This is a genomic window from Enterococcus sp. AZ048, from assembly GCF_051715125.1.
Classification (GTDB): Bacteria; Bacillota; Bacilli; order Lactobacillales; family Enterococcaceae; genus Enterococcus_A; species Enterococcus_A gilvus.
In genome coordinates this window covers 1,708,850-1,730,866 of sequence record NZ_JBIOTD010000001.1, presented here as the reverse complement: position 1 = coordinate 1,730,866, position 22,017 = coordinate 1,708,850, and the positions used below count along the sequence as shown (strand labels likewise).

Genomic DNA, 22,017 nt, shown 5'->3' with positions numbered 1-22,017 from the left:
AATTAGCGAAAAAAATTCAATTTATTATTGGTTTCATTTTTTAGAGAGAAAATCAACTGTTAAGCCTTTTAATAAAAAACCGTGCATTTGAAAAGTAAAAAAAGAATTTACTTTACAAATGGAAAGTTATTTGTTGTTGGACTTTTCATTTGTAAAGTATCTTTTTGAACACGAAGCAGTAAGCCAGTCAAAAAACACACTAATCTGCACAAAAAACCAGCCAACGGAATCGTTGGCTGGTTTAATGATTAACGTTTTATGAAATGATGCGGGATGCAGCGTTTCTCATGCTTGTTGAAATAGAAAGCTTCAAAGGCTTTCTTTCCACATTCCGCTAAATGATGATCAATGGTGGAAAAGCCCATTACTTCACTAATCAATTGTTTTTCTCGCCCAATGACCAATGGCTTCTTCCCGTCATAATTCTGCAAGATCGTGGCTGCGATATCGTCGCCAAAGGTCAAGATCCCGTCTACCTTTTGTTTCTCAAAAAAGCGCGCACCTTGAACCCCATCCTCCGCCATGATGCAATCCCAAAAAATATTGGCTTCGTCAAAATCAGGGTAACTCTCCTTCGCTATCCGAATAGAGAGCTTTGAGTTGTGGCTGATATTTTTACTGCGCCCCAAAGTCATTCCTGGTCGTTTGATCCCCTGTTCCTTCATATAGGAAAAAGCTTCCTTCAATGAATTTTTCAAGTTGATATAGACAGTGCTGACATCCGCATCTGGAACCTCTTCACAGAAAATAATCGGACCGTATTGAAAATAGTCAAAAAAGGCCTCGATCGGGTTTGACTTGGTCGTGACGATCAAGCCATCGAATGAACGCGTGGCAAACTCAGCCAAATAAGTCTTCTCCAACTCTTGATTGTAATTTGTGGGCAGCAAACTGATTTGATAGCCATGATCAAAGGCGGCCTGCATGATGCCGCTAAGCATCTGATCGTAGTATTCATGATTGACAAAGGGCAAGATCACGCCAATATTTTTGGTTTTTCCATAACTTAAATTTTGAGCAGAGCGGTTAGGGACATAGTTCAACTCCTGCATGACCGCCAATACGCGAGCACGTTTTTCGTCATCGACGTAGGGATGATTATTGATGACGCGTGAGATCGTAGAGACAGAGTAACCAGTGATTTTTGCAATATCGCGGATATTTGCCATGGGGGACACACCTCTTCACGTTTGATTAAGCGACTAAATGCTCTTTTAAATATTCAATAACAGCAGGGCCAAATTGATAAAATGTATAGCGGCGATCCCGATAAAAGAAGCTGACGATCGGGCTGCCCATTAATTCGTTGATATATAAATGCTTGATTTCTGTTAGTTGAAGGTTTTGGATCGTCGGACGTCTAAACCCTCGGCTTCTGAAAAGTCTTAGCTGGTCTTCAGAAAAATGCAGGGAAACTTGAAAATGTTCTTGTGTATTTTCTTGCTGAACGGTCACATACGTATTCATAAAAAATTCCTCCTTTTTCTTTACAAGGGAAGTATAAGTTATGAAACGAGTTTCAGAGCAAGCGTTTTAGTTCATTTTTTTTAAAATAATGATAGCTGCTCTCGTTTGTCTTCAAATTCGTGTAAATACTGAAACACGTCATCTGTCCTCCAAAGGATAGCATGTTTTTCGCATGTTTCAATAAAAAGTTTCATGAGCTGTTCATGATTCGGACTATTACAGACATAACTATCACCAAAAGCATACTGGTATTTTTTCTTCATTCCGGGAAAATGCTTGTCTAATTGCTGATAGAAATAATCACGATTCCCCGCCCGCATCGTCACGCCAAATCCGAAACACAGAATCCCCTTGACGCCTGCTTGGATACAATAGTCTAAAAGCCCGCGTAAATTCTCTTCGGTATCATTGATGAAGGGTAAGATAGGGGATAACCAGACGACTGTGGGGACACCGACTTCTTTAAAGGTCATCAATGTTTCAACACGTTCTTTCGTTGTAGAAACATATGGTTCCAAAATTTTACAAACTGTCTCATCGTAAGTCGTCAAAGTCATTTCGACTACCGCTTTCGTTTTTTTATTGATGGAAGACAATAAGTCCAGATCACGTAAAATTCGATTGGACTTCGTCTGGATGGCCACACCGAATTCATAGGTATCGATCAATTCTAATGCGCCTCGAGTGATGTTTAGTCGGGACTCCAACTGGATATACGGGTCTGTCATCGCGCCAGTTCCGATCATGCACGGTTTTCGGCGCCGTTGTAGCTCCTGTTCTAAAATTTCTAAAGCATGGGCCTTTACCTCGATATCCTCAAAAGGATGATTGATCTGATAGCAATCGCTGCGACTGTCGCAATAGATACAGCCATGCGTGCAGCCGCGAAAAAGGTTCAAGCCGTTCTTCGTGGACAAGATCGATTTATATTCTTTATAATGCATCGTGGACCTCCCAAAAATCAGAATTAAGAACAAATGTTCGTATGTCTATTATCCCATATTTTTTAGCTGTTAACAATCAAAAGTATCGGTATAATAAGGAATGGAGGTGTTTTTATTGCTGAAAATCGGTGAGTTTTCTCGCTTAGGACAAGTATCGATTCGCACGCTGCGTCATTATGATGAAATCGGATTGCTCCACCCCCAGTTAGTCGAAGAGGACTCTGGGTATCGTTATTATTCAGTAAAGCAGCTAGAGCGGCTCGCACAGATCGTTTTATTACGAGAATTGACCTTCTCATTAAAAGAAATCCAGCAGCTGCTTCAGGAGGACGCGACGAAATTTACTGCGGCGCTGGAAAAAAAGGAGCAGGAAATCGAACAGGAGATTCAACGGGATCGTTTTCGCCAGCAGCAGATCCATCAAATGATGCAGCGGATGCAGCATACCGAGGAATACCCAGTAACACTTAAAAAAATTCCTGCCTGTTCTATCGTCAGCCTAAGAAGGACAGTCAAAAGTTTCTACCATGAAGGATTACTTTGGGAAGAGTTTCTGACGTTGTTAACTAGTCAAAGTGTTACTTTACCGACAGCAGCGGATCAGTTTTTGACGATTTTCCATGACGAGGAATATTTGGAAGAGTGGGTAGAAATAGAAGTCGCCATTGTTTCCGATCACCCTGTTCAGCCGCCGTTGCAAAAAAGACAGCTTTCCGAATTAAATCCTGCCGCGATTATAATGGTTGAGGGAAACTATCATCAATTGCCAGAGGCGTATCGCTCCTTTGCTGGATGGCTGGAGGAGCATCTTGAATATGAACTGCTGAAAGCGCCTCGGCAAATTTGTCATGTGGGTCCTGAACACACGGCTAATCCTGAAGACTATCTAACAGAACTACAATTGCCATTGATTCCTCTTGACTCTCACCTAACGTGAGGCTGTATCTTCATATCAGAGGTCGCGACTCTAAAAAGTCTAGGAGGAGTCATCATGAAAATTAACGAGATCGGTAAAGTAAAGCAAACAGGATCAGGTGTCTATTTGGAGCTGTCTCCTGAATATCAGGAAGGGCTGATCGGACTGTCTGACTTTAGTCATTTGTATGTTCTGTATTGGTTTCATCACCTTGATATTCCTGAATTACGGGGAACAACGGTTGGCAAGCCGTATGTTCACGGACCAGAAAAATTAGGAACCTTTGCGACTAGGGGACCAGTCAGACCGAATCCTATCGCTTTATCAGCCGCAAAAATCATAAAAATAGAAGAGAACCTTGTTTATCTTGAGTATCTTGATGCGGAAAATGATAGTCCGATTCTGGATATCAAGCCTTATACGGCCAGTTCAGATGTAATTGAAAATTTTGAAGGGCCTGCTTGGTGCAGTCATTGGCCGCAAAGCTATGAACGTTCAGGTGAGTTTGATTGGTCAGCGGAATTCAATTTTACAGAATAATGCGAGAAGTCTCAGAAATGAGGCTTCTATTTTTGGATTTTGATAAAACAATTATTCGTGATGTTTCATCGTTGATAAATTAATAAATTGATGCTATATTAACGAATGTAAGTGATACAGATTTTAAGGAGATGTAATACAGTGAGTAAAAAAGGTGCAGAAATCATTGTTAATAGTTTAGAAAACCATAACGTGCCATTTATCTTCGGAATTCCCGGTGCCAAGATCGACGGCGTATTTGATACATTAGAGGATCATGGGCCACAATTGATCCTAGCTCGTCATGAACAAAACGCGGCGTTTATGGCACAAGGCATTGGGCGTTTGACTGGAGAACCGGGTGTAGTGATCGCCACGAGCGGCCCTGGCGCAAGTAATTTAGCGACTGGACTAGTGACGGCTACAGCAGAAGGAGACCCTGTTCTTGCATTAGCAGGACAAGTAAAACGTTCAGATCTTTCTAAGCTGACTCATCAAAGCATGAAAAATACAGAATTATTCGCACCTATTACAAAATATAGTTCAGAGATTCAAGATCCTGAAATGCTATCGGAAAATATCGCGAACGCCTACCGTATCGCTAAGACTGCCAAAAAAGGTGCAAGCTTCTTATCCATTCCTCAAGATGTGACGGATGGCGAAGTGAAGGGTGAAGCAATCAAACCAATGTCAGCCCCAATTTTAGGGTCTGCCTCTGATGAGGATATCGATGATTTGGTGAAACGAATCCATGAGGCAAAGCTGCCCGCTTTGTTAGTCGGAATGCGCGCTTCAGGTGAAAAGGAAACAGCAGCGATTCGCAAACTTGTTGAAAAAACAGGGCTGCCAGTTGTTGAGACCTTCCAAGGAGCGGGAATTATTTCTCGGGAACTAGAAGATCATTTCTTCGGCCGTGTCGGACTTTTCCGCAATCAGCCGGGAGACATGCTGTTAAAACGCAGCGACTTAGTTTTAGCGATCGGCTATGACCCAATCGAGTACGAAGCGCGAAACTGGAATGCTGAAAAAGATGCGCGTATTGTGGTAATAGATGAAGTACCGATGGAAATTGACCAATACATGCAGCCAGAAGTAGAATTGGTCGGCAGTATTGCCAAAACGATCGATCGATTAGGAGATGCCATTTCAACGTATCAATTATCAGACGATGCACAACACTATCTTTCAACGCTGCAAGAAAAATTAACGAATGGCAGACAAAAGAGTGAAACGGCGGAGAGGCGTGTGCACCCGCTAGAAGTCATTGATACGCTGCAAAAAAATGTCACCGATGAGATGACGGTCACAGTGGATGTCGGTAGTCATTACATTTGGATGGCTCGTCATTTCCGCAGCTATGAACCACGCCATTTGTTATTCAGTAATGGGATGCAAACGCTGGGTGTAGCCTTACCATGGGCGATTTCCTCCGCATTGGTTCGTCCGAATACACAAATTTTCTCTGTTTCTGGAGACGGCGGATTCTTATTCTCCGCTCAAGAGTTTGAAACAGCGGTGCGTTTGAAACAAAAAATCATCCACTTGATCTGGAACGATGGCAGCTACAATATGGTAGAGTTCCAAGAAGAAATGAAATACGATCGTTCTGCGGGTGTCCACTTTGGACCTGTTGATTTTGTAAAATATGCCGAAGCCTTTGGCGCAAAAGGATTACGGGCGACATCACAAGCCGAATTAGAAGCAGCGATCCAAGAAGGCTTGGCAACAGACGGTCCCGTGATCATCGATATCCCGATTGATTATTCAGATAATAAGGAATTAGGAAAAACCATTTTACCCGATCAATTTTATTAAGAAATCCGTAGATACGCGACAGTCAGAAGAGAGATAGAAGGGGATTGTACATGACAGTGAAGACAAAAAGTTATATCTACCAACACGGTACACTCGGTGGATTGATGCAAGATTTGATGGATGGTACTGAAAAAATCGGCGCCTTGTCCAACTATGGCGATTTTGGCTTAGGCACACTTGAAGGATCGAATGGAGAAGTGCTTTTTCTAGACGGTGTGATCTATCATACAGATGAAACAGGGAAGGTAAGACGACTGACCGGCGACGAATGGACACCTTATGCAGCAGTGACTCGTTTTGATTCAGATCAAGAATTTTCACTTGAAGCAGTGTCTGATGAGCAAGTGAAAGCAGAAGTCCTAAAAAAAATCAGCCACAATTTATTTGCGGCTGTTAAAATAGAGGGAACGTTCAAGCACATGCATGTGCGAGTTGCTCCGAAACAAGAGAAACCGTATCCGAGATTCGTAGAGATCGCTCGCAACCAGCCTGAATTTGAAGCAGATAACCTGCGGGGTACCATTGTCGGGTTCTTTACACCAGAGCTGTTCCACGGTGCGGCCTCTGGGGGGTTCCATTTACATTTTATTAGTGACGATGAAACCTTCGGCGGCCATGTATTGGATTTTGAATTAGCTGATGGACGCATTGAATTAATGGAATTAGCGGAATTCCGTCAACATTTCCCAACAGAAAATGCAGATTACTTAAACAATGAAATCAAACTAGATGAAATCGCAAAAGACATTTCAGAAGCAGAATAAAAAAAGTACAGAACAAGAATCAGAATTTCTCTGACCATTGTTCTGTACTTTTTTGTTTTGTTTAAACGCCTAATAGTGGAGCAGGATTAACAAATCCAGACCACAATGCAGTGGAGACACCAAAGTGTAAATGCACACCCGTAGAATTACCAGTTGTTCCCATGCCGCCTAATACTTGTCCAGCGCTAACCTCTGAGCCTACGCCGACACTTGGGGCTGAAACCATATGCATATAGTATGAATAGTACCCATCCGCATGCTGGATCACTACGTGGTTCCCAGCGGACCAATGAAATCCTGACTCAACCACTTTTCCACCTTTAGAAGCCATGATCGGTGTTCCCGCGGCACCGGCAAAATCGACGCCATCATGTTGAGAACCAGATGCACCTGTTGGATCTTGGCGCTGACCAAATGGGCTTGTTACTACTAAGCCGATGGATAGAGGAGAAGCCCAACCGCTGCTTGTTGCAGCAGGAGCTGCTGGTTTTTCTTCACTAGCGCTTGGTGTTGCTGCTGGTGCTACCGGGTTTGTAGTAACCTGAGTAGCACTCGTATCAGTAACAGTTTGAGCTTGTTCTTCTTGTTGTTTTGCTTGTTCTTCTTGCTTCTGAGCTTCCAATTGCGCGATCTCAGCTTCTTGCTTTTGTTTAGCCGTCTCTGCAGCAGCTGCTTGCTTTTCAGCTTCTTCCGCCGCTTTTTGCGCTTCTTCTGCCGCTTTCTTCGCTTGTTTTTCAGCTTCCGCTTGCGCTTTTTCACGGGCTTCCGCTTCTTTTTTACGTTGTTCTTCTAATGCTTTCAACGCTGCTTGTCGTTTCTTTTCAGCGTCTTCTTTTTGCTTTTCAAATTTCTCTTTTTCGCCCTTTTCTGTAGCGATACTTGCTTGGATATCATTGATTTTTACTTGCTGATCTAACTTGGCTTTTACAAGCTGTTCTTGCTTGCCTTTTAGTTCAGCAGTTTTTTTATTGATTACTTGCAGGCGCTGCTCTGCTTCTTTTTCAAGCTTTTGAAGCTCTGCCTTGTCTTTGGTTTGCTGTTCCATGATATTTTTACTAGCCGTTAAAATGGTTGAAACAGCCATGGTTTTCTTCACAGCATCGCCAACAGATTTCGCATTGATCACGACGTCAACGATTGATGCAGAATCGTGTTTTGTCTGCACGTCACGCGCTTGGTTTCTGATTTGTTCGTCACGTTTTTGGATTTTTTCTTGAAGAATAGCGATTTTAGCAGTTAAGTCGCTTAATTTCTTTTCTTCAGTCGTCTTTTCTTTTAAGACTGCGTTGACTTCTTTTTCTATTGCGGCAACTTCTTGCTCTAACGCCGCTTTTTGATCCTCTACAGATTGTTCAGTTTGTTGCAGTTCAGAGATTTTTTTATCCTGATCAGCAATTTTTTGATCGTATTCATCTGCTAAGACGCTTATTGGAGCAGTAGTCAATGTCAAGGCACACAAAGTCAGTGCCGTATATTTTTTCAACTTAATCAATGGTTTCCCTCACTTTTTTCATCTTTCGGATTCAATTATATAAGAAGATATGAGTAAAAAGTTTAAAGTAGTTGATTCTTCATGCAACCGTATATTTTGTAATACGAATGAAATATTAATTAGAAGAATTAAGGCTTTATACTCTTGACAAATCGTAAATAAGACGAATGAAATCGTTCTAATGGCTTAAATAAAGGCTATTTTTAAAAATAGCGTTCTTGCTGTGGTTAGGGTAGAATAAACCAAAAGTTCCTTATTTTCTAATGTTACTCGATGAATAAGGAATTATTATTGGAGGAAAAGACTATGAGTTGGAAAAATCAAGAAGCAAAAGAAGAGGCGTATAAATTATTATTGATGCAGCAAAAAGCATTACTGGAAGGGGAAACAGATTTGATTGCGAATCTGGCAAACTCATCAGCTTTATTGAACCAGACATTGCAGGAAACAGTTTTCGCTGGGTACTATTTGTTTAAAGAAGGCGAATTGATTCTGGGACCTTTTCAAGGAAATGTCTCATGTGTGCATATTGCAATGGGAAAAGGGGTTTGCGGAGAGTCTGCTGAAAAGAATCAAACACTGATCGTCGAAAATGTAATGACGCATAAAAACTACATTGCTTGTGATTCTGCGGCGCGATCAGAAATTGTTGTTCCTATGAAGAAAGGGGACCAGTTGATTGGTGTACTGGATTTGGATAGCTCTGAAGTAGGAATGTATGATCAAATCGATCAATTTTATTTAGAACAATATGTGGCGTTATTGTTAGAAAACGTGGAATAAAATTACGTTTGTTGCTTTAAAAAGAGGCTTATTTAATAAATAACACCTTTAAAATGGTTTTTTACTCCACTTAATGCTACTATATAAGTGTAGTATAAAACATGAATGAGGTGGTTGAATGAATAAAGAAGCGATTATTGTTGGAGAAAGCTATGAATGCCGTAAAACGGATTTTGCTCGGCCGATCATTGGGGAAGTAATACGTAAAGAAAAAAATGGCTGCATTGTAAATGTAGAACGTTTTTACGGGTTAGATGCAGATAGGATTGACCAAGTAAATGGTCAAGTATTAATTAAATATGCGGAAGTAGCAGGTATCGTTTCTAAAGAATGTTTCTTTAGTTAAATCGACCGTCCTTTTACAAAGCTCACCTAAAAGACCGATTATCGGCTTTTGGGTGACTTTTTTTGTCTTGATTTGAATATACATAAAAGGACGGATAATTAAATAACGCAGCTTTTTTTCTTATGAAAGCTAAAGAAAATGGGTTCTAGTTCAAGAAATATAAAGTAAAAATCCCTGATGGAATAAGCTCGATCGGCTTTTCATCAGGGATTTTTTTAAATAGTTTGAATCAGATACTCTGCGAATTCCGAAGTTGAAAGCGCGTCAATTGCTAACATCTGTGCGAAATCATGTGTCATCTGTTTATTTTGAAGTGCCTCTTCAATGGCTTTTGGAATTTTTTTACCCGCTTCAGACCAGCCGAGATACTCGAGCATCATTGCGGCTGAAAGGAGCAGGGAGCAAGGATTCGCCCAACCTTTTCCTGCAATGTCCGGCGCTGTTCCATGTGTTGCTTCAAAAATTGCGTGTCCAGTGCGGTAATTGATGTTTGCGCCTGGTGAAATCCCGATACCTCCAACTTGTGCAGCTAATGCATCTGAAATATAGTCGCCGTTCAGATTCGTTGTAGCCACTACTTGGTACTTCTCAGGATAAAGCAAGATTTGCTGTAAAAAATTATCCGCGATGACGTCATCAACAATGATTTTTCCATCTGCTTTGGCTTCTTTCAATGCGTTCTCTGCTTTTTCAGGCCCTATTTCAGCGGCGATCTTTTTATAGTTATTCATAGTGAAGGCCTGAGGATAATTCTTTTCAATAAAATCGTAGCCCCAATTTTTGAATCCGCCTTCGGTAAATTTCATGATATTGCCTTTGTGGACCAACGTTACTCGTGTTTGCCCTTGATCTACCGCGTAATCCAAAGCCGCAGCAATCAGGCGTTCGCTGCCTTCTTGCGAGATCGGTTTGATCCCAAGCGCGCTTGTTGCAGGGAAACGTACTTTCGTGACAGAGAGTGCGTCTGTCAAAAAGCCCAAAAGCTGTGCGACTTCTTTAGAGTCTTTTGCAAATTCGATCCCCGCGTATACATCTTCAGTGTTTTCTCTAAAGATAGTCATATTTGTTTTTTCTGGTTCCCTCAACGGAGAAGGGACCCCTTTAAAATAACGAACAGGACGAACGCAAGCATAAAGGTCCAGCTCTTGTCGCAGGGTGACATTTAATGAACGGAAGCCTTCTCCAATAGGTGTGGTCAGAGGCCCTTTGATAGCAACCTTGTGCTCCTTGATGGCAGCTAATGTTTCTTCTGGAAGCCAAGTGCCGGTTTGGTTGAAGGCTTTTTCTCCAGCGAGAATCTCGAGCCAGTGAATCTTTCGACCATCTTCATACGTGGAAGCGACCGCTGCATCAACGACTTTTTGTGTTGCTTGCCATATTTCTGGACCAATACCATCGCCTTGGATATAAGGAATGGTCGGATTTAAAGTAGTTGTCATTAGGCCTGCTCCTTTTGCATTTTTTTATTTATGACTAAAGGCAGAATGCCCTTGTTTTTCCAGTAAGCAATATCTGCCTCCGAATCAAAGCGCAGTTTTACTTGGAAATGCTGCTCGTTTTCACCCTTAGCAGTCACAGCGATCAGCTGATTGATCACAGGTTCTGTTGGAAAATCAAAGGTATAAGTTTCCAATCCAGTCAGGCCTAAAGATTCGGCAGATTCACCTGGAAGGTATTCGAAAGGAATCACACCCATCATTACTAAATTGCTGCGGTGAATACGTTCATAACTTTCTGCTAAAACGGCTTTGACCCCCAATAAATTTGTTCCTTTGGCAGCCCAATCGCGAGAAGAGCCCATGCCATAATCTTTGCCAGCAAGAATAACTGTACCGATTTGGTCCTTTTGGTACTGCATAGCGGCATCATAGATAGACAATTCTTCACCATTTGTGGCTAGCTTCGTGTACCCGCCAGTCGTTTCAGGAGTTAATTGGTTTTGAATTCGGATATTTCCAAAGGTCCCTCGCATCATTACCTCATGATTGCCTCGACGAGAACCGAATGAATTGAAGTCCTTATAAGCCAAACCATGTTCTTTTAAATAACGGCCTGCAGGCGATTGCATCCCGATGTTTCCAGCAGGTGAGATATGATCCGTAGTTACAGTGTCACCAAATTTAGCTAGAACGCGCAAGTCAGCCAACGGATTTTCTGTGTTTTCTGTTTGGTCAAGATCCGTAAAGAAAGGAGGATTTGCTATATAGGTTGACGCATCATCCCATTCGTAGCATTCTCCTTTTGAAGTCTCAATTTGATTCCAGCGTTCATTCGATTGATAGATATTTTCATAGGCGGCACGAAAGTCTTGAGGATTTAAAAAGTCATTGATATAGGTGTTGACCTCTTCTTGAGAAGGCCATAAATCTGCTAAATAAATATCCTTTCCCTCGATCGTCGCAAGGGCTTCTTTCGTCAAATCTTTTTTAATCGTACCAGCCAAAGCATAGGCGATCACAAGCGGCGGAGATGCCAAATAATTCGCTTTGATCAAAGGGTGGATTCGCCCTTCAAAATTTCTGTTTCCTGAAAGGACAGCGGACACAACCAAATCGCTCTCTTTTAAAGTTGCTTCTATTTCTTCTTCCAAAGGACCGGAGTTTCCGATACAGGTCGTACAACCGTAGCCAACGATGTCAAACCCTAATTCGGCAAGTGGTTCCAGCAGGTTGCCTTTTTCTAAATATTGAGTGACGATTTTTGAGCCGGGGGCAAGGGAGGTTTTAATTGTCGAAGGCACCTCAAGTCCCAATTCAACGGCTTTTTTAGCCAACAGCCCCGCGGCCACCATTACAGAAGGGTTGCTGGTATTTGTACAACTAGTAATTGCCGCTAATGCAAGGTCGCCGGTTTCAATGACTTGATCGGTTCCTTTTGTGGTTTCTTTCCGATTCAGCTCATCAGGAGACAATCCGAATCCCTTTGGTCCGCTTGGGTTTGTTAGCGATGTTTGGAAATTTTCAGCAACTTCGGCTAACGGCACCCTATCTTGAGGACGTTTTGGCCCAGCAACAGACGAATGGACCGTCGATAGATCTAATTGGATCACTCGTGTGTAGAGAGGTGTCTCTGAGCCATCATAAAAGAGATGATTCTGCTTTGCATAGGCCTCAACTAGTTTGACTTGCTCTTCCTGACGACCTGTCAAACGAAGGTAATTCAAGGTTTCTTCATCAATTGGGCAAAAGCCGCATGTCGCGCCGTATTCAGGCGCCATATTAGCGATCGTTGCACGATCAGAAAGGCTCAGGCTCTTATAGCCTGTTCCGAAATACTCAACGAATTTTCCAACAACTTTTTCATTGCGCAAAAGCTCAGTGAGGTAGAGAGCCAGGTCAGTGGCAGTTGCTCCAGGGCTCAAGCTTCCAGTCAGCTCTACACCGATGACTTCGGGAGTCGGAAAATAGGAAGCTTCTCCTAAAATCGCTGCTTCTGCTTCAATACCGCCGACACCCCAACCGAGTACGCCTAGTCCATTGATCATCGTTGTATGAGAATCTGTCCCTTCTAGGGAATCAGGGAATAGTAAATTGTCGTCATTTTTTAAAATGACATCTGATAAATATTCCAGATTGACCTGGTGGATGATTCCTGTTTCAGGGGGAACGACTTCAAAATTATCAAAGGCTTGTTGTGCCCATTTAAGAAATTGATAGCGTTCATGATTGCGCTCAAATTCTTTTTCCGTATTGAAGGACAGGCTTTCCTTTGTTCCCGCGGAGTCTACTTGAACAGAATGGTCAACTACTAAAGTGACGGGAATTTCCGGATTGATTACTTTAGGGTCTCCCCCTAACTTAACGACTGCATCTCGCATCGCTGCCAAATCCACGACTGCTGGAACGCCAGTAAAGTCTTGTAAGACAACCCGTGAAGGGCGGAAAGGAACAACGCCTGCAGGTTTTTTTGCATCGAATGCTATCAAGTTCTCCAAATCTGCGTGCTCTTGATGGCGTGCCAAGCTTTCTAATAATACGCGAATGCTGTATGGATAATCAGTAATATTTTTTTTATACGTATCGACAATCGATGAAAGATCAAAGTATGTATAATGTTCGTCATTGACGGCAAGCTCTTTTTTCCAGTTCATTCCAAAATCCCTCCTGAATACGTTATCGTTTAAAATCAGATGGGTTTATTATACGAATAAAAAAAAAGAAAGTAAATGAAATTATTAAAAGTATTTCATTTTACGCCAATGGTGTTATAATGTTTCTTGACTCGATTGTTAAACAAATGATGGTTAGGAGGACACAATGATGTTAGATTTGAACCAAATGGCTGAGATATGCCGAAAAGAGGACTATTTAGACGCTTCTTCATATAGGAAACATAATGTTAAAAAAGGACTGCGAGATCTTGATGGTAAAGGCGTTTTAGCTGGTTTGACCAATATCTCCACGATTCATCCGCAAATTATGGATGGAGACAAAGTCATCTCTAAATATGGAGAATTGCGGTATCGCGGTATTGATATCAATGAGCTGGTGAACGGGTTTGTATCCGAAGGGCGTTTAGGGTTCGAAGAAATCAGTTATTTGTTATTATTTGGCTCGCTTCCGACCCAAGAGGAGTTAGTGGAATTCAACACTTTAGTAGGTAAAAGACGAACACTCCCAACCAACTTTGTACGTGATGTTATCATGAAAGCACCTTCGCATAATATTATGAATATGATGTCTCGAAGCGTTCTTACATTAGGATGTTATGATAAGAAAACGGATGACGTCAGCATTGAGAACGTATTAGATCAATCATTGTCGTTGATCGCTACATTTCCGATGATCGCGGTCTATTCCTATCATGCTTATAATCATTACACTAAAGGGGAGAGCATGTACATTCATCGTCCAGATGAGAGCTTGAGTACAGCAGAAGCCATTCTAACTATGCTGCGTCCTGATAAAAAATACACATTTCAAGAAGCACAAACGTTGGATATGGCATTGGTCTTACATATGGAACATGGCGGGGGAAATAATTCGACGTTTACGACTCGTGTAGTTACTTCTAGTGGTACAGATACCTATTCAACCATCGCAGCGGCATTAGGGTCTTTAAAAGGACCAAAGCACGGTGGCGCAAACATCAAAGTGACCCGTATGATGGAAGATTTAAAAGCGACTATCAATGATTGTGAAGACGAGAACGAGATACGCGACTACTTAGAAAGAATCTTAAATAAAGAAGCCTTTGACAAACAGGGATTGATTTACGGAATGGGCCATGCTATTTACGCGGAATCCGATCCGCGGGCAGAAATATTCAAACGCTATGTGGAAAAATTAGCAGCTGAGAAAGGATCAGAAGCTTCAGCTGAGTTTAATTTGTACCGCAAAGTAGAACGGTTAGCTCCTGAGATCATTTCTGAAAAGCGTAAAGTTTATAAGGGCGTTAGTGCCAATATCGATTTCTTCAGCGGTTTTGTTTATCATATGTTAGATTTGCCGCCAGAATTGTATACACCTATGTTTGCGATTGCTCGAATCGTAGGGTGGTCGGCGCACCGCATTGAAGAATTGGTCAACGTGCAGAAAATTATACGTCCGGCATATATGGAAGTCTCCACTGATCAGAATTATCAAACAATCAACGAACGTTAAAAAAATTCCGCCAAGAGTTATTTTGGCGGAATTTTTTTATTCGGTGATCAATCCTAACTCAACACAGGCATTCCAGATGCCATTGTCTGATACGGAAGAGGTGATATGGGCAGCTTTTTCCTTTAGTGCTGGCGCTGCGTTTCCCATAGCAACAGGAAACCCGACTGCTTCAAACATAGTGAAGTCATTTTCTTCGTCTCCAAATGCCAAAGCTTGTTCAGCTGTGATCCGCATGGACGCGCATATTTTGTGGATACCTTCTGCCTTCGTGCCGGTTTTCAGATGAATATTGGCTGCGACAGGCGCTACCTTTTCAGCAATTAACGGGGAATGTGGATCTAGTTTAAAGTCTATTTCTTCTGTCCAAGGAACAATCAATTGAAGAACGTTCTCAGGTAAAGGATCATTTTCCTTTAGAAAAGTTTTTTCTGCGGGATGGTCTCCATGATATTTATTACTTTCATAGCAATAGATGCCACCAGAAGTCTCAATTAAAAATTCGATGTCTTGCTCTCGAAGATGGTCGACGAGCTGGGTCAGTAACGTTGGCGGGATACTATTTTCATGGATCATTTGGCCACGATAATGGACGCAATTGCCATTCGAGGAAATAATGCTGTCTACACCAAGTATTTCTGCTAATTGAGTGATCGTCTGATAATGACGGCCGGAAGCGATGACCGGTTCAATATTCTTTTCTTTTAATTTTTTCAAAGCAAGTTTTGCTGAATCGGGGACGCGCTCAGCGAAAGGCAAGTGATGGGGCAGATGATTATCTGCTAAAGTACCATCAATATCAAAAAAAGCAACACGATAAGTTTCCATTTCAACACTCCTAAATGAATTCGATTACACTAAGTATAAAAGAAATCGATGAAAACATCATTACAATTTTGAAGGAAAGTGCGTGTGGTTTCATTGTAAGATAAACTCTCAAGACCAAAACGAACGATCAAGAATGCGCCTTTATTTTCTAGTATATGAAAGAATAGCTGCCAGCGGCGGTGTTTTTAGAGTAGTTCCTTTCCATTCGGTACGAAATTCGCTAAAATGAGTAAAAAGACAGTTGGAGAAGCACGGATGAAAAAAATCACGATTAAAGAGGTTGCCGAAGAAGCTGGTGTCTCAAAAACAACAATCTCTCGATATTTAAATAATAACTTTGGAAATATGTCAAAAGAGACAAAAGAAAAAATCGCTGAGGTCATTCAACGGCTGAATTATCGGCCCAGTCGACAAGCACAGGCGTTGAAATCAAAGCACAGCTATTTAATTGGTGTAGTCGTAGCCGATATTTCTAATATGTATTCGTCATTGCTCCTAAAAGGCATCGGTGAAGTATTGGAACGAAGTGGTTACCAAATGATCATTATGGATGCCGCAAATTCAGTAGAACAGGAAAAGCATCTTTTAGAAAAACTAGTGGATCAGAGTGTTGAAGGGATTATTTTGCAGCCTTCCTCTCGCCAGTCCGCCAACTATGCGTATATCTCGGAGCGGAACATTCCTCTTTTATTAGTCGATCGGCAAACAGAGCCGGAACAATGGTCATCCGTTTTAACGAACAATCGCGCTGCGACCAAAGAGATTTTAGAAAGAGCATTGGCGCAGGGCTACGAAAAAGTGGTCGTTGTGAGTGAGCCAATCAAAGATGTCAGCACGCGGGAATTGCGTTACGAGACAGTAAACAAGGTCGTAAAAGCTGCTGGAAAAGAGTGCCGATTGCTAGAAATCCAGCATGAAGATCAATTAAGCCGCGACTTATCAGAGATTCTGAGCAATGATCAGACACGAACACTGCTCTTTGCATCAAACGGACGTACACTAATGGATGTCCTATCTTGGTTGATCCATCAAGGAATAAACATTCCTGAACAAGTAGGCGTGACAGGATTCGATGACTGGAATTTGACTGAACTTGTTGGGCCGGGGATCACGAGTGTAGAGCAGCCATCCAGAAAAATCGGAGAAGCGGCAGCGGAACACCTGCTGGAAAAACTCGCACAACCTTCAATGGAAACGGAAGAGGTCATCGTTCCGTCAACTATACGTTGGAGAAAGTCTGTTTAGAACGTTATTAAATGAAACGAACAAAACAAAAATAAGCGCCACGTGGAAACCGGTTTCCATGTGGCGCTTATTTTTTTATAGCTCGGCAATGTTTTTTAATCATGAAACCGTTGACAATTCATGGAAACCGGTTTACTATTTGTTTATAGAAACCGGTTAACTAATTGAAGGGACGGGTATTATGAGTGATGATAAATTAGTGCTTAATTTTTTAGTTTTTTCCGATAAAGTAGAAAGCGGAGTGCTTCAAAGCGACTTGTTGCAGGAATCAGCAGATTTAGGATTTCAACAAGTAGAGGTTCGACGTGAGTATTTTAAAGATCTTGAGAATGAGATTCCTGTTATTCAATCTGAAGCACAGCGATTAGGGCTGACGTTGTTTTACAGTGTCCCTGATGACATTTATGTAAATGGAGCCCTGAATCCTAAATTAATGGCTTATTTAAAAGAAGCAAAACAAATGGGAGTGAAGCATATTAAATGGAACATCGGAGACTTTGATGGAGAGCTTCATGAACAAGAATTGAAAGCGCTTGTTGACGAGGGAATAGAAATATCTATCGAAAATGATCAAACGCAGACCTCCGGCACGATAAAGGCGATCGATGCTTACATGAAGGCTGTGACAAATGCTGGAATAGCGATCGGTTATGTGTACGACTTAGGGAACTGGCGCTTTGTTGGTGAGAATGAAGTACGTGCTGCCGAAACATTGAGAAACTATGTTCATTATATTCATGTAAAGGATGTTCGATACAAAGGGCATCAGCCGCAAGCTGTTGGTTTAGATCATGGTGAGATTGACTGGCGAAATGTGCTAAAACAACTGCCGCAGAATGTTCCAGTTGCCATTGAATATCCAACGACCGAAAATGCGGAAATAGTAGAAGCAAAAGAATTATTGGAGGGTGAATTTTAATGACAGATCAACAAACAAAAATCGATCCTGAAACATTTGCGTATCATTTTATGGAAACGATTCAACGACCTGAGATCGATAAGGAAAATATGGAAACTGCTGCGAAGGAAGCATTAGCAGCGTATTTAACTGGGTATTACCTCATTCAAAAATTTAACCACATGGAAAATGATTTCTTTGTGGAGGACCATGCAAAACCAGTGTCAAAATATCAACGTATTTTAAGCGAGTTGAATAAATACTAGGAGGTGAACAAGCATGGGTAGTGCGATAACAGGGATTTTACTAGCAGTAACCTTTATCATTTTTGTTTTATACGCGATGAAAGGCGGAAACTTAACCGTTGGCTTCTTCGTAATGGCAATTTTGTGGACGATCATCGGAATGGTACCCTTTAACACCGCTGTAAAGGAAATATTTACCGAACCGGTTCTGAATTATGGGAAGACAGCTGCCTATATTATCTTTGGTTCTTGGTTTGGCCGAGTCCTAGTAGATACTGGAATTGCAGGAAGTATCAGTCGGAGAACAGAAAAGGTTGGGAAAAAGAGTCCCGTATTGGCAACAATTCTAATCGCTCTTGTAATCGCTTTAATTTTTACGAGTTCTTACGGTGTTGGGTCAGCCATCGCTGTTGGGGTGATCTTATTTCCGATCATGTTCTCGATCGGCGTACCAAAGAATATTGCCGTTTCGATTTTTACGCTTGCCATCGGTGCTGCAATGTACGTAAACAATGTACTGTTTGTCCAATTTCAGGTGTTCTTTCCTAAAGTAGAATGGGGACCTCATTATCAGCGCTTCGGCTTCGTTGCAATGGGTGTCCAGATGGTCATCTTGATCTTGTTCATTTTATTTAATGCGAAGAAAATTCGTAACGGGAAACCTGAGATCGTAGAAAGTGATACGGAAGAAGAAATTGTAGATGTTCCAATGTGGACCTACATTTTGCCAGTAATGCCTGTAGCGTTAAGTATTTTTGCCAAATGGGATGCCGTACCGGCCCTTCTTCTTTCAACGATTATCGCATTTGCAGCGACTGGAAATATGAAACGCTACAGCAAATTTGTCACGATGATGAATGAAACCGCTAAACATGCGATTAGTGATATTGCAGGATTATTGATCATGTTGTTCGTCTTAACGATGTTCCAATCTGCAGCGGTACATGCGATGTCTGGATTTACCAGCGTTTTCCAAGCAATCATACCTGATAGCAAACTTGTGATGATCATTATTATCGCCATCATCGCTCCGCTATCTTACTTCCGTGGTCCGTTGATGCTTTATGGAGCAGGGGCTGCCACCGCAGCGATCTTAGTTGGAACAGGGATGTTTGACCAATATTTCTTGTATGGATTACTAGTTGTTCCATCCATGATGGGTGTGTCTGCGTGTATCACGCAATCTTGGAATTTATGGTCTGTACAATACGCGGGATTGGATACAAAAACATTTTTACTCACTGGCTTGCCATGGGCGTGGGCCGCAACGGTATTGAATTTGATTGCTGCGTATATCTTACTTTAACGAAAAAATACATTAAATTGAAAAAGGAGTAGTGAACATGAGTGAATTTTTAACGATTGGTGAACCGATTGCTTTGTTTGGATCAGAGGAAGTAGACAAGTCTTTGAAAGATGCGTGTCATTTTCAAAAATTTTTAGCTGGAGCGGAGGTTAATGTGGCTGTTGGGGTTTCTCGTTTAGGACATAGCAGTGAATACATTACACAAGTGGGAAAAGATCCCTTTGGTGAATTTATCATTGACCGTTTGCACGAAAATGAGATCGGTACTGATTATATCTCAGAAAGTGCTGATTTTTGGACAGCTTTCCAATTGAAGGATCGTGTCAGCGAAGGCGATCCAAGTATTTTCTATTTCCGCAAGGGTTCAGCAGCGGCACATTTCGACCAATCCGTATTAGACACGATTGATTTTTCGGATGTTAAGATGGCCCACTTGTCGGGGATTTTCCCGGCGATCTCGAAAGAAGCCCGTGAAGCTTTCCGTTATTTAATCCGTTTATTGGAAAAAAATCACATCCGCACAACTTTTGATCCGAACTTACGCCCTCAACTGTGGGCAAGTACGGAGGAAATGGTAGAAACAATCAATGAACTGGCTGCTCATGCGGAAATTGTTTTGCCTGGCATCAATGAAGGTGAAATTCTGATGGGCAGTCGTGATCCAGAAGTCATTGCAGATTTCTATTTAAACAATGGCGAAGCGACGCAAACTGTGATTGTTAAATTAGGAACGGAAGGCGCCTATGTTAAGCAGAAAGACGGCACACAATTCACAGTTCCAGGTTTTAAGGTTGCTAAGGTAGTAGACACAGTCGGTGCAGGAGATGGGTTCGCTGTCGGATTGATTACTGCTTTAATAGAAGAAAAAACGTTGAAGGAAGCAGTAGTGCGAGCAAACGCGATCGGAGCGATGGCAGTCCAATCACCCGGCGATAACGATGGCTACCCAACACAGCAAGAGCTGGAAGCTTTTTTACAACAACAGGAAGTGAACGCATGAAATTACAAGCAGCAATCGACCGTGTTCCGCTAGATGACGCAATTGCATTAGCGAAACAATTAAATGGAAAGACAGATATTTTAGAGATGGGAACATCACTCGTCAAAGATTATGGGAATTTGGCGATCGAGAAATTGAGTGCGGTCTTAACAGAATCGCTTCTATTGGTAGATAGCAAAACTATTGATGAAGGTGCTTATGAGTTTCGTCAGGCTTTTCGTTATGGTGGAGAGATCGTCACTGTGATGGGAGCGGCATCTGTAGATACCTTAAAGGCCTGTTATGACGTAACTCAAAAAGAAAACAAAACAATGATGATCGATTTACTTGAAGTGACCGATGAGAAAATTGAACAGATCAAAGACTTTCCAGAAGCGATCTATGCATTGCATCATTCGGTTGACCGAAAAGATCAGTTTGATGCGGCGGCAAGCGTAGAAGCCTTTCGCCAAAAGTATCCGAGTATCAAGCGATTGGCGATCGCTGGCGGAATTGACCTGAAACAGGCTGAAGCTTTGGCTGAGCAAGGGATCATAGAAGTCATTATCGTTGGATCAAAAATAACAAAAGCGGAAGATCCGCTCAAAGCAGTAAATGAATTTATGGGAGCTGTTCACAAATGAAAACAATCAAAACGATTATGGAAGAAATCAACCAAGTAATGGCGTTAGTAAATGAAACGGAATTGGAGGAAGCATTACCGCTGTTTCAGAAAGACAAACGAATCTTCGTCATAGGTGCTGGCCGCAGCGGATTTCAAGCGAAGGGATTTGCGATGCGCTTGATGCATATTGGCTATACGGATTACGTAATGGGGGAAACCATCACTCCTTCTATTCAAAAAGGGGACACGTGGGTTGCGATCTCCGGCTCGGGTACGACAAAGGGAATTGTCGCAGATACAGAAATAGCGAAGAAATTAGGTCTGGATATTGTTGCATTGACTAGCGATAAGAATTCCCCATTAGCCAAGCTTGCAGATCAAGTGATCGTGGTTCCGGGTGCTACAAAAACGGGTGCTGGAATCAGCTCCGTCCAATTATTGTCGAGCCTATTTGATCAGACTGTGCACATTACGTTGGATGCCTTGACCTTAAAACTCGCGCAGCGAGACCAAACATCAAATGAAGATGCCCTTCATGAACATGTCAATGTCGAGTAGGTCGATCAAATGAAAAAGGTAAATGTATTAAACCGGATAGAAAAAGCAGGAATCGTTGCAGTGGTTAGAGAAGCATCGAAGGAACAGGCTCTTCAAGCGGCGGAAGCTGTCATTAAAGGCGGGATCAAAGGAATCGAGGTCACATTTTCTGTCCCTCATGCGGATCAAGTGATTGCAGAACTGAAAAAGAATCATGAAGCGGACGCTGCTGTAATTATCGGTGCTGGAACGGTTCTTGAGGCAGTCACAGCGCGCTTAGCGATCTTGGCTGGAGCGGAGTTTATTGTCAGCCCCTGTTTTGATCAAGAGACAGCGGAATTGTGTAATTTGTACCAAATTCCTTACATGCCAGGCTGCATGACAATTACGGAGATGCGACAAGCAATGAGAAGCGGAGCTGAGATCGTCAAATTGTTCCCAGCAACTAGCTTCACGCCACAAATGATTCAATCAGCGAAGGCCCCGTTGCCCCAAGTGACCATTATGCCGACTGGCGGAATCAATTTGGATAATTTGTCAGAGTGGAAGCAAGCAGGAGCACTCGTTGTGGGTGTGGGCGGCAATTTATTTAAAGGTGTAGCAGCCAATGATTTTAACTTGGTGACAAAAACTGCGGAAGAATATATGAAAAGATGGGACGAACAATAATCCTCGCTTGAAAATAGTTTTCCTGGGTCCTTCTGGAGA

The 22,017-nt window shown here is 42.0% G+C and carries 22 protein-coding genes; 15 read left to right on the top strand and 7 right to left on the bottom strand.

The window, feature by feature from the left end; all coding sequences use genetic code 11:
• Positions 1-248: 248 nt before the first annotated feature.
• From IGI66_RS08450 to IGI66_RS08440, 3 genes are all read right to left on the bottom strand, one after another.
• The gene (locus IGI66_RS08450; protein WP_010780488.1) at positions 249-1,169 is read right to left on the bottom strand and encodes a LacI family DNA-binding transcriptional regulator; all 921 of its coding nucleotides are present in this window, start codon (positions 1,167-1,169) and stop codon (positions 249-251) included.
• A gap of 25 nt (positions 1,170-1,194) precedes the next feature.
• Positions 1,195-1,467 (bottom strand): hypothetical protein, encoded by a 273-nt coding sequence (locus tag IGI66_RS08445; RefSeq protein ID WP_010780489.1) that lies wholly within the window; start codon positions 1,465-1,467, stop codon positions 1,195-1,197.
• Positions 1,468-1,547: 80 nt separating this feature from the next.
• Positions 1,548-2,411: an SPL family radical SAM protein gene (locus IGI66_RS08440; protein WP_438848483.1), complete on the bottom strand. Its 864-nt coding sequence runs from the start codon at positions 2,409-2,411 to the stop codon at positions 1,548-1,550.
• 115 nt (positions 2,412-2,526) lie between these two features.
• Here IGI66_RS08440 and IGI66_RS08435 point away from each other — a divergent pair, with 115 nt between their 5' ends.
• The 4 genes from IGI66_RS08435 to budA all read left to right on the top strand — a co-directional run bounded on the left by IGI66_RS08435 (position 2,527) and on the right by budA (position 6,425).
• Positions 2,527-3,348, top strand: coding sequence for a MerR family transcriptional regulator (locus tag IGI66_RS08435; protein ID WP_438848481.1), 822 nt, complete (start codon positions 2,527-2,529; stop codon positions 3,346-3,348).
• A 54-nt stretch (positions 3,349-3,402) separates the two neighbouring features.
• A complete protein-coding gene (gene tsaA, locus IGI66_RS08430; RefSeq protein ID WP_438848479.1) occupies positions 3,403-3,867 on the top strand; it encodes a tRNA (N6-threonylcarbamoyladenosine(37)-N6)-methyltransferase TrmO in 465 nt (154 codons plus the stop codon).
• A gap of 141 nt (positions 3,868-4,008) precedes the next feature.
• A complete protein-coding gene (gene alsS / locus IGI66_RS08425; RefSeq protein WP_438848477.1) occupies positions 4,009-5,661 on the top strand; it encodes an acetolactate synthase AlsS in 1,653 nt (550 codons plus the stop codon).
• Positions 5,662-5,711: 50 nt separating this feature from the next.
• Entirely contained in the window at positions 5,712-6,425 is a 714-nt protein-coding gene (gene budA / locus IGI66_RS08420) for an acetolactate decarboxylase (RefSeq protein ID WP_086303634.1), read from the top strand.
• Positions 6,426-6,486: 61 nt separating this feature from the next.
• On the opposite strand, the gene IGI66_RS08415 is transcribed toward budA, so the two are convergent.
• The gene (locus IGI66_RS08415) at positions 6,487-7,917 is read right to left on the bottom strand and encodes a peptidoglycan DD-metalloendopeptidase family protein (protein WP_431377645.1); all 1,431 of its coding nucleotides are present in this window, start codon (positions 7,915-7,917) and stop codon (positions 6,487-6,489) included.
• 306 nt (positions 7,918-8,223) lie between these two features.
• On the opposite strand from IGI66_RS08415, the gene IGI66_RS08410 reads away from it, so the two are divergent.
• Together IGI66_RS08410 and IGI66_RS08405 are read left to right on the top strand one after the other, a co-directional pair.
• Entirely contained in the window at positions 8,224-8,700 is a 477-nt protein-coding gene (locus IGI66_RS08410) for a GAF domain-containing protein (RefSeq protein ID WP_010780496.1), read from the top strand.
• Between the two features lie 118 nt (positions 8,701-8,818).
• A complete protein-coding gene (locus IGI66_RS08405) occupies positions 8,819-9,046 on the top strand; it encodes a hypothetical protein (protein WP_010780497.1) in 228 nt (75 codons plus the stop codon).
• Positions 9,047-9,261: 215 nt separating this feature from the next.
• On the opposite strand, the gene icd is transcribed toward IGI66_RS08405, so the two are convergent.
• Positions 9,262-10,485, bottom strand: a complete 1,224-nt coding sequence (gene icd, locus IGI66_RS08400; protein ID WP_438848474.1) for an NADP-dependent isocitrate dehydrogenase — start codon at positions 10,483-10,485, stop codon at positions 9,262-9,264.
• On the bottom strand, positions 10,485-13,136 hold the full coding sequence (acnA, locus tag IGI66_RS08395) for an aconitate hydratase AcnA (RefSeq protein WP_438848472.1): 2,652 nt from the start codon (positions 13,134-13,136) through the stop codon (positions 10,485-10,487). Before acnA ends, icd begins: the two co-directional genes overlap by 1 nt.
• A 166-nt stretch (positions 13,137-13,302) precedes the next feature.
• Between acnA and IGI66_RS08390 the strand changes: the two genes are divergently transcribed.
• Positions 13,303-14,649 carry a citrate/2-methylcitrate synthase gene (locus IGI66_RS08390; protein WP_438848470.1) on the top strand — a complete coding sequence of 449 codons (1,347 nt, stop codon included), beginning with the start codon at positions 13,303-13,305 and terminating at the stop codon, positions 14,647-14,649.
• Positions 14,650-14,685: 36 nt separating this feature from the next.
• Here IGI66_RS08390 and IGI66_RS08385 read toward each other — a convergent pair whose 3' ends face one another.
• Positions 14,686-15,474: a Cof-type HAD-IIB family hydrolase gene (locus IGI66_RS08385; protein WP_438848468.1), complete on the bottom strand. Its 789-nt coding sequence runs from the start codon at positions 15,472-15,474 to the stop codon at positions 14,686-14,688.
• Positions 15,475-15,729: 255 nt separating this feature from the next.
• Here IGI66_RS08385 and IGI66_RS08380 point away from each other — a divergent pair, with 255 nt between their 5' ends.
• The 8 genes from IGI66_RS08380 (at position 15,730) to IGI66_RS08345 (ending at position 21,978) form a co-directional block, all read left to right on the top strand.
• Positions 15,730-16,719 (top strand): LacI family DNA-binding transcriptional regulator, encoded by a 990-nt coding sequence (locus tag IGI66_RS08380; protein ID WP_288227734.1) that lies wholly within the window; start codon positions 15,730-15,732, stop codon positions 16,717-16,719.
• Positions 16,720-16,900: 181 nt separating this feature from the next.
• Positions 16,901-17,638, top strand: coding sequence for a sugar phosphate isomerase/epimerase family protein (locus IGI66_RS08375; protein ID WP_438848466.1), 738 nt, complete (start codon positions 16,901-16,903; stop codon positions 17,636-17,638).
• Entirely contained in the window at positions 17,638-17,883 is a 246-nt protein-coding gene (locus tag IGI66_RS08370; RefSeq protein ID WP_288227736.1) for a hypothetical protein, read from the top strand. Before IGI66_RS08375 ends, IGI66_RS08370 begins: the two co-directional genes overlap by 1 nt.
• 13 nt (positions 17,884-17,896) lie before the next feature.
• Positions 17,897-19,168, top strand: coding sequence for a hypothetical protein (locus IGI66_RS08365; RefSeq protein ID WP_010780505.1), 1,272 nt, complete (start codon positions 17,897-17,899; stop codon positions 19,166-19,168).
• A gap of 37 nt (positions 19,169-19,205) precedes the next feature.
• Positions 19,206-20,168 carry a sugar kinase gene (locus IGI66_RS08360; protein WP_314578819.1) on the top strand — a complete coding sequence of 321 codons (963 nt, stop codon included), beginning with the start codon at positions 19,206-19,208 and terminating at the stop codon, positions 20,166-20,168.
• The gene (locus tag IGI66_RS08355; RefSeq protein ID WP_316406903.1) at positions 20,165-20,791 is read left to right on the top strand and encodes an orotidine 5'-phosphate decarboxylase / HUMPS family protein; all 627 of its coding nucleotides are present in this window, start codon (positions 20,165-20,167) and stop codon (positions 20,789-20,791) included. Before IGI66_RS08360 ends, IGI66_RS08355 begins: the two co-directional genes overlap by 4 nt.
• Entirely contained in the window at positions 20,788-21,330 is a 543-nt protein-coding gene (gene hxlB / locus IGI66_RS08350; protein ID WP_314578814.1) for a 6-phospho-3-hexuloisomerase, read from the top strand. The genes IGI66_RS08355 and hxlB overlap by 4 nt, the downstream gene beginning before the upstream one ends.
• Positions 21,331-21,339: 9 nt before the next feature.
• Complete coding sequence (locus tag IGI66_RS08345) at positions 21,340-21,978, top strand: bifunctional 2-keto-4-hydroxyglutarate aldolase/2-keto-3-deoxy-6-phosphogluconate aldolase (protein WP_316406905.1); 639 nt, start codon at positions 21,340-21,342, stop codon at positions 21,976-21,978.
• Positions 21,979-22,017: the final 39 nt, after the last annotated feature.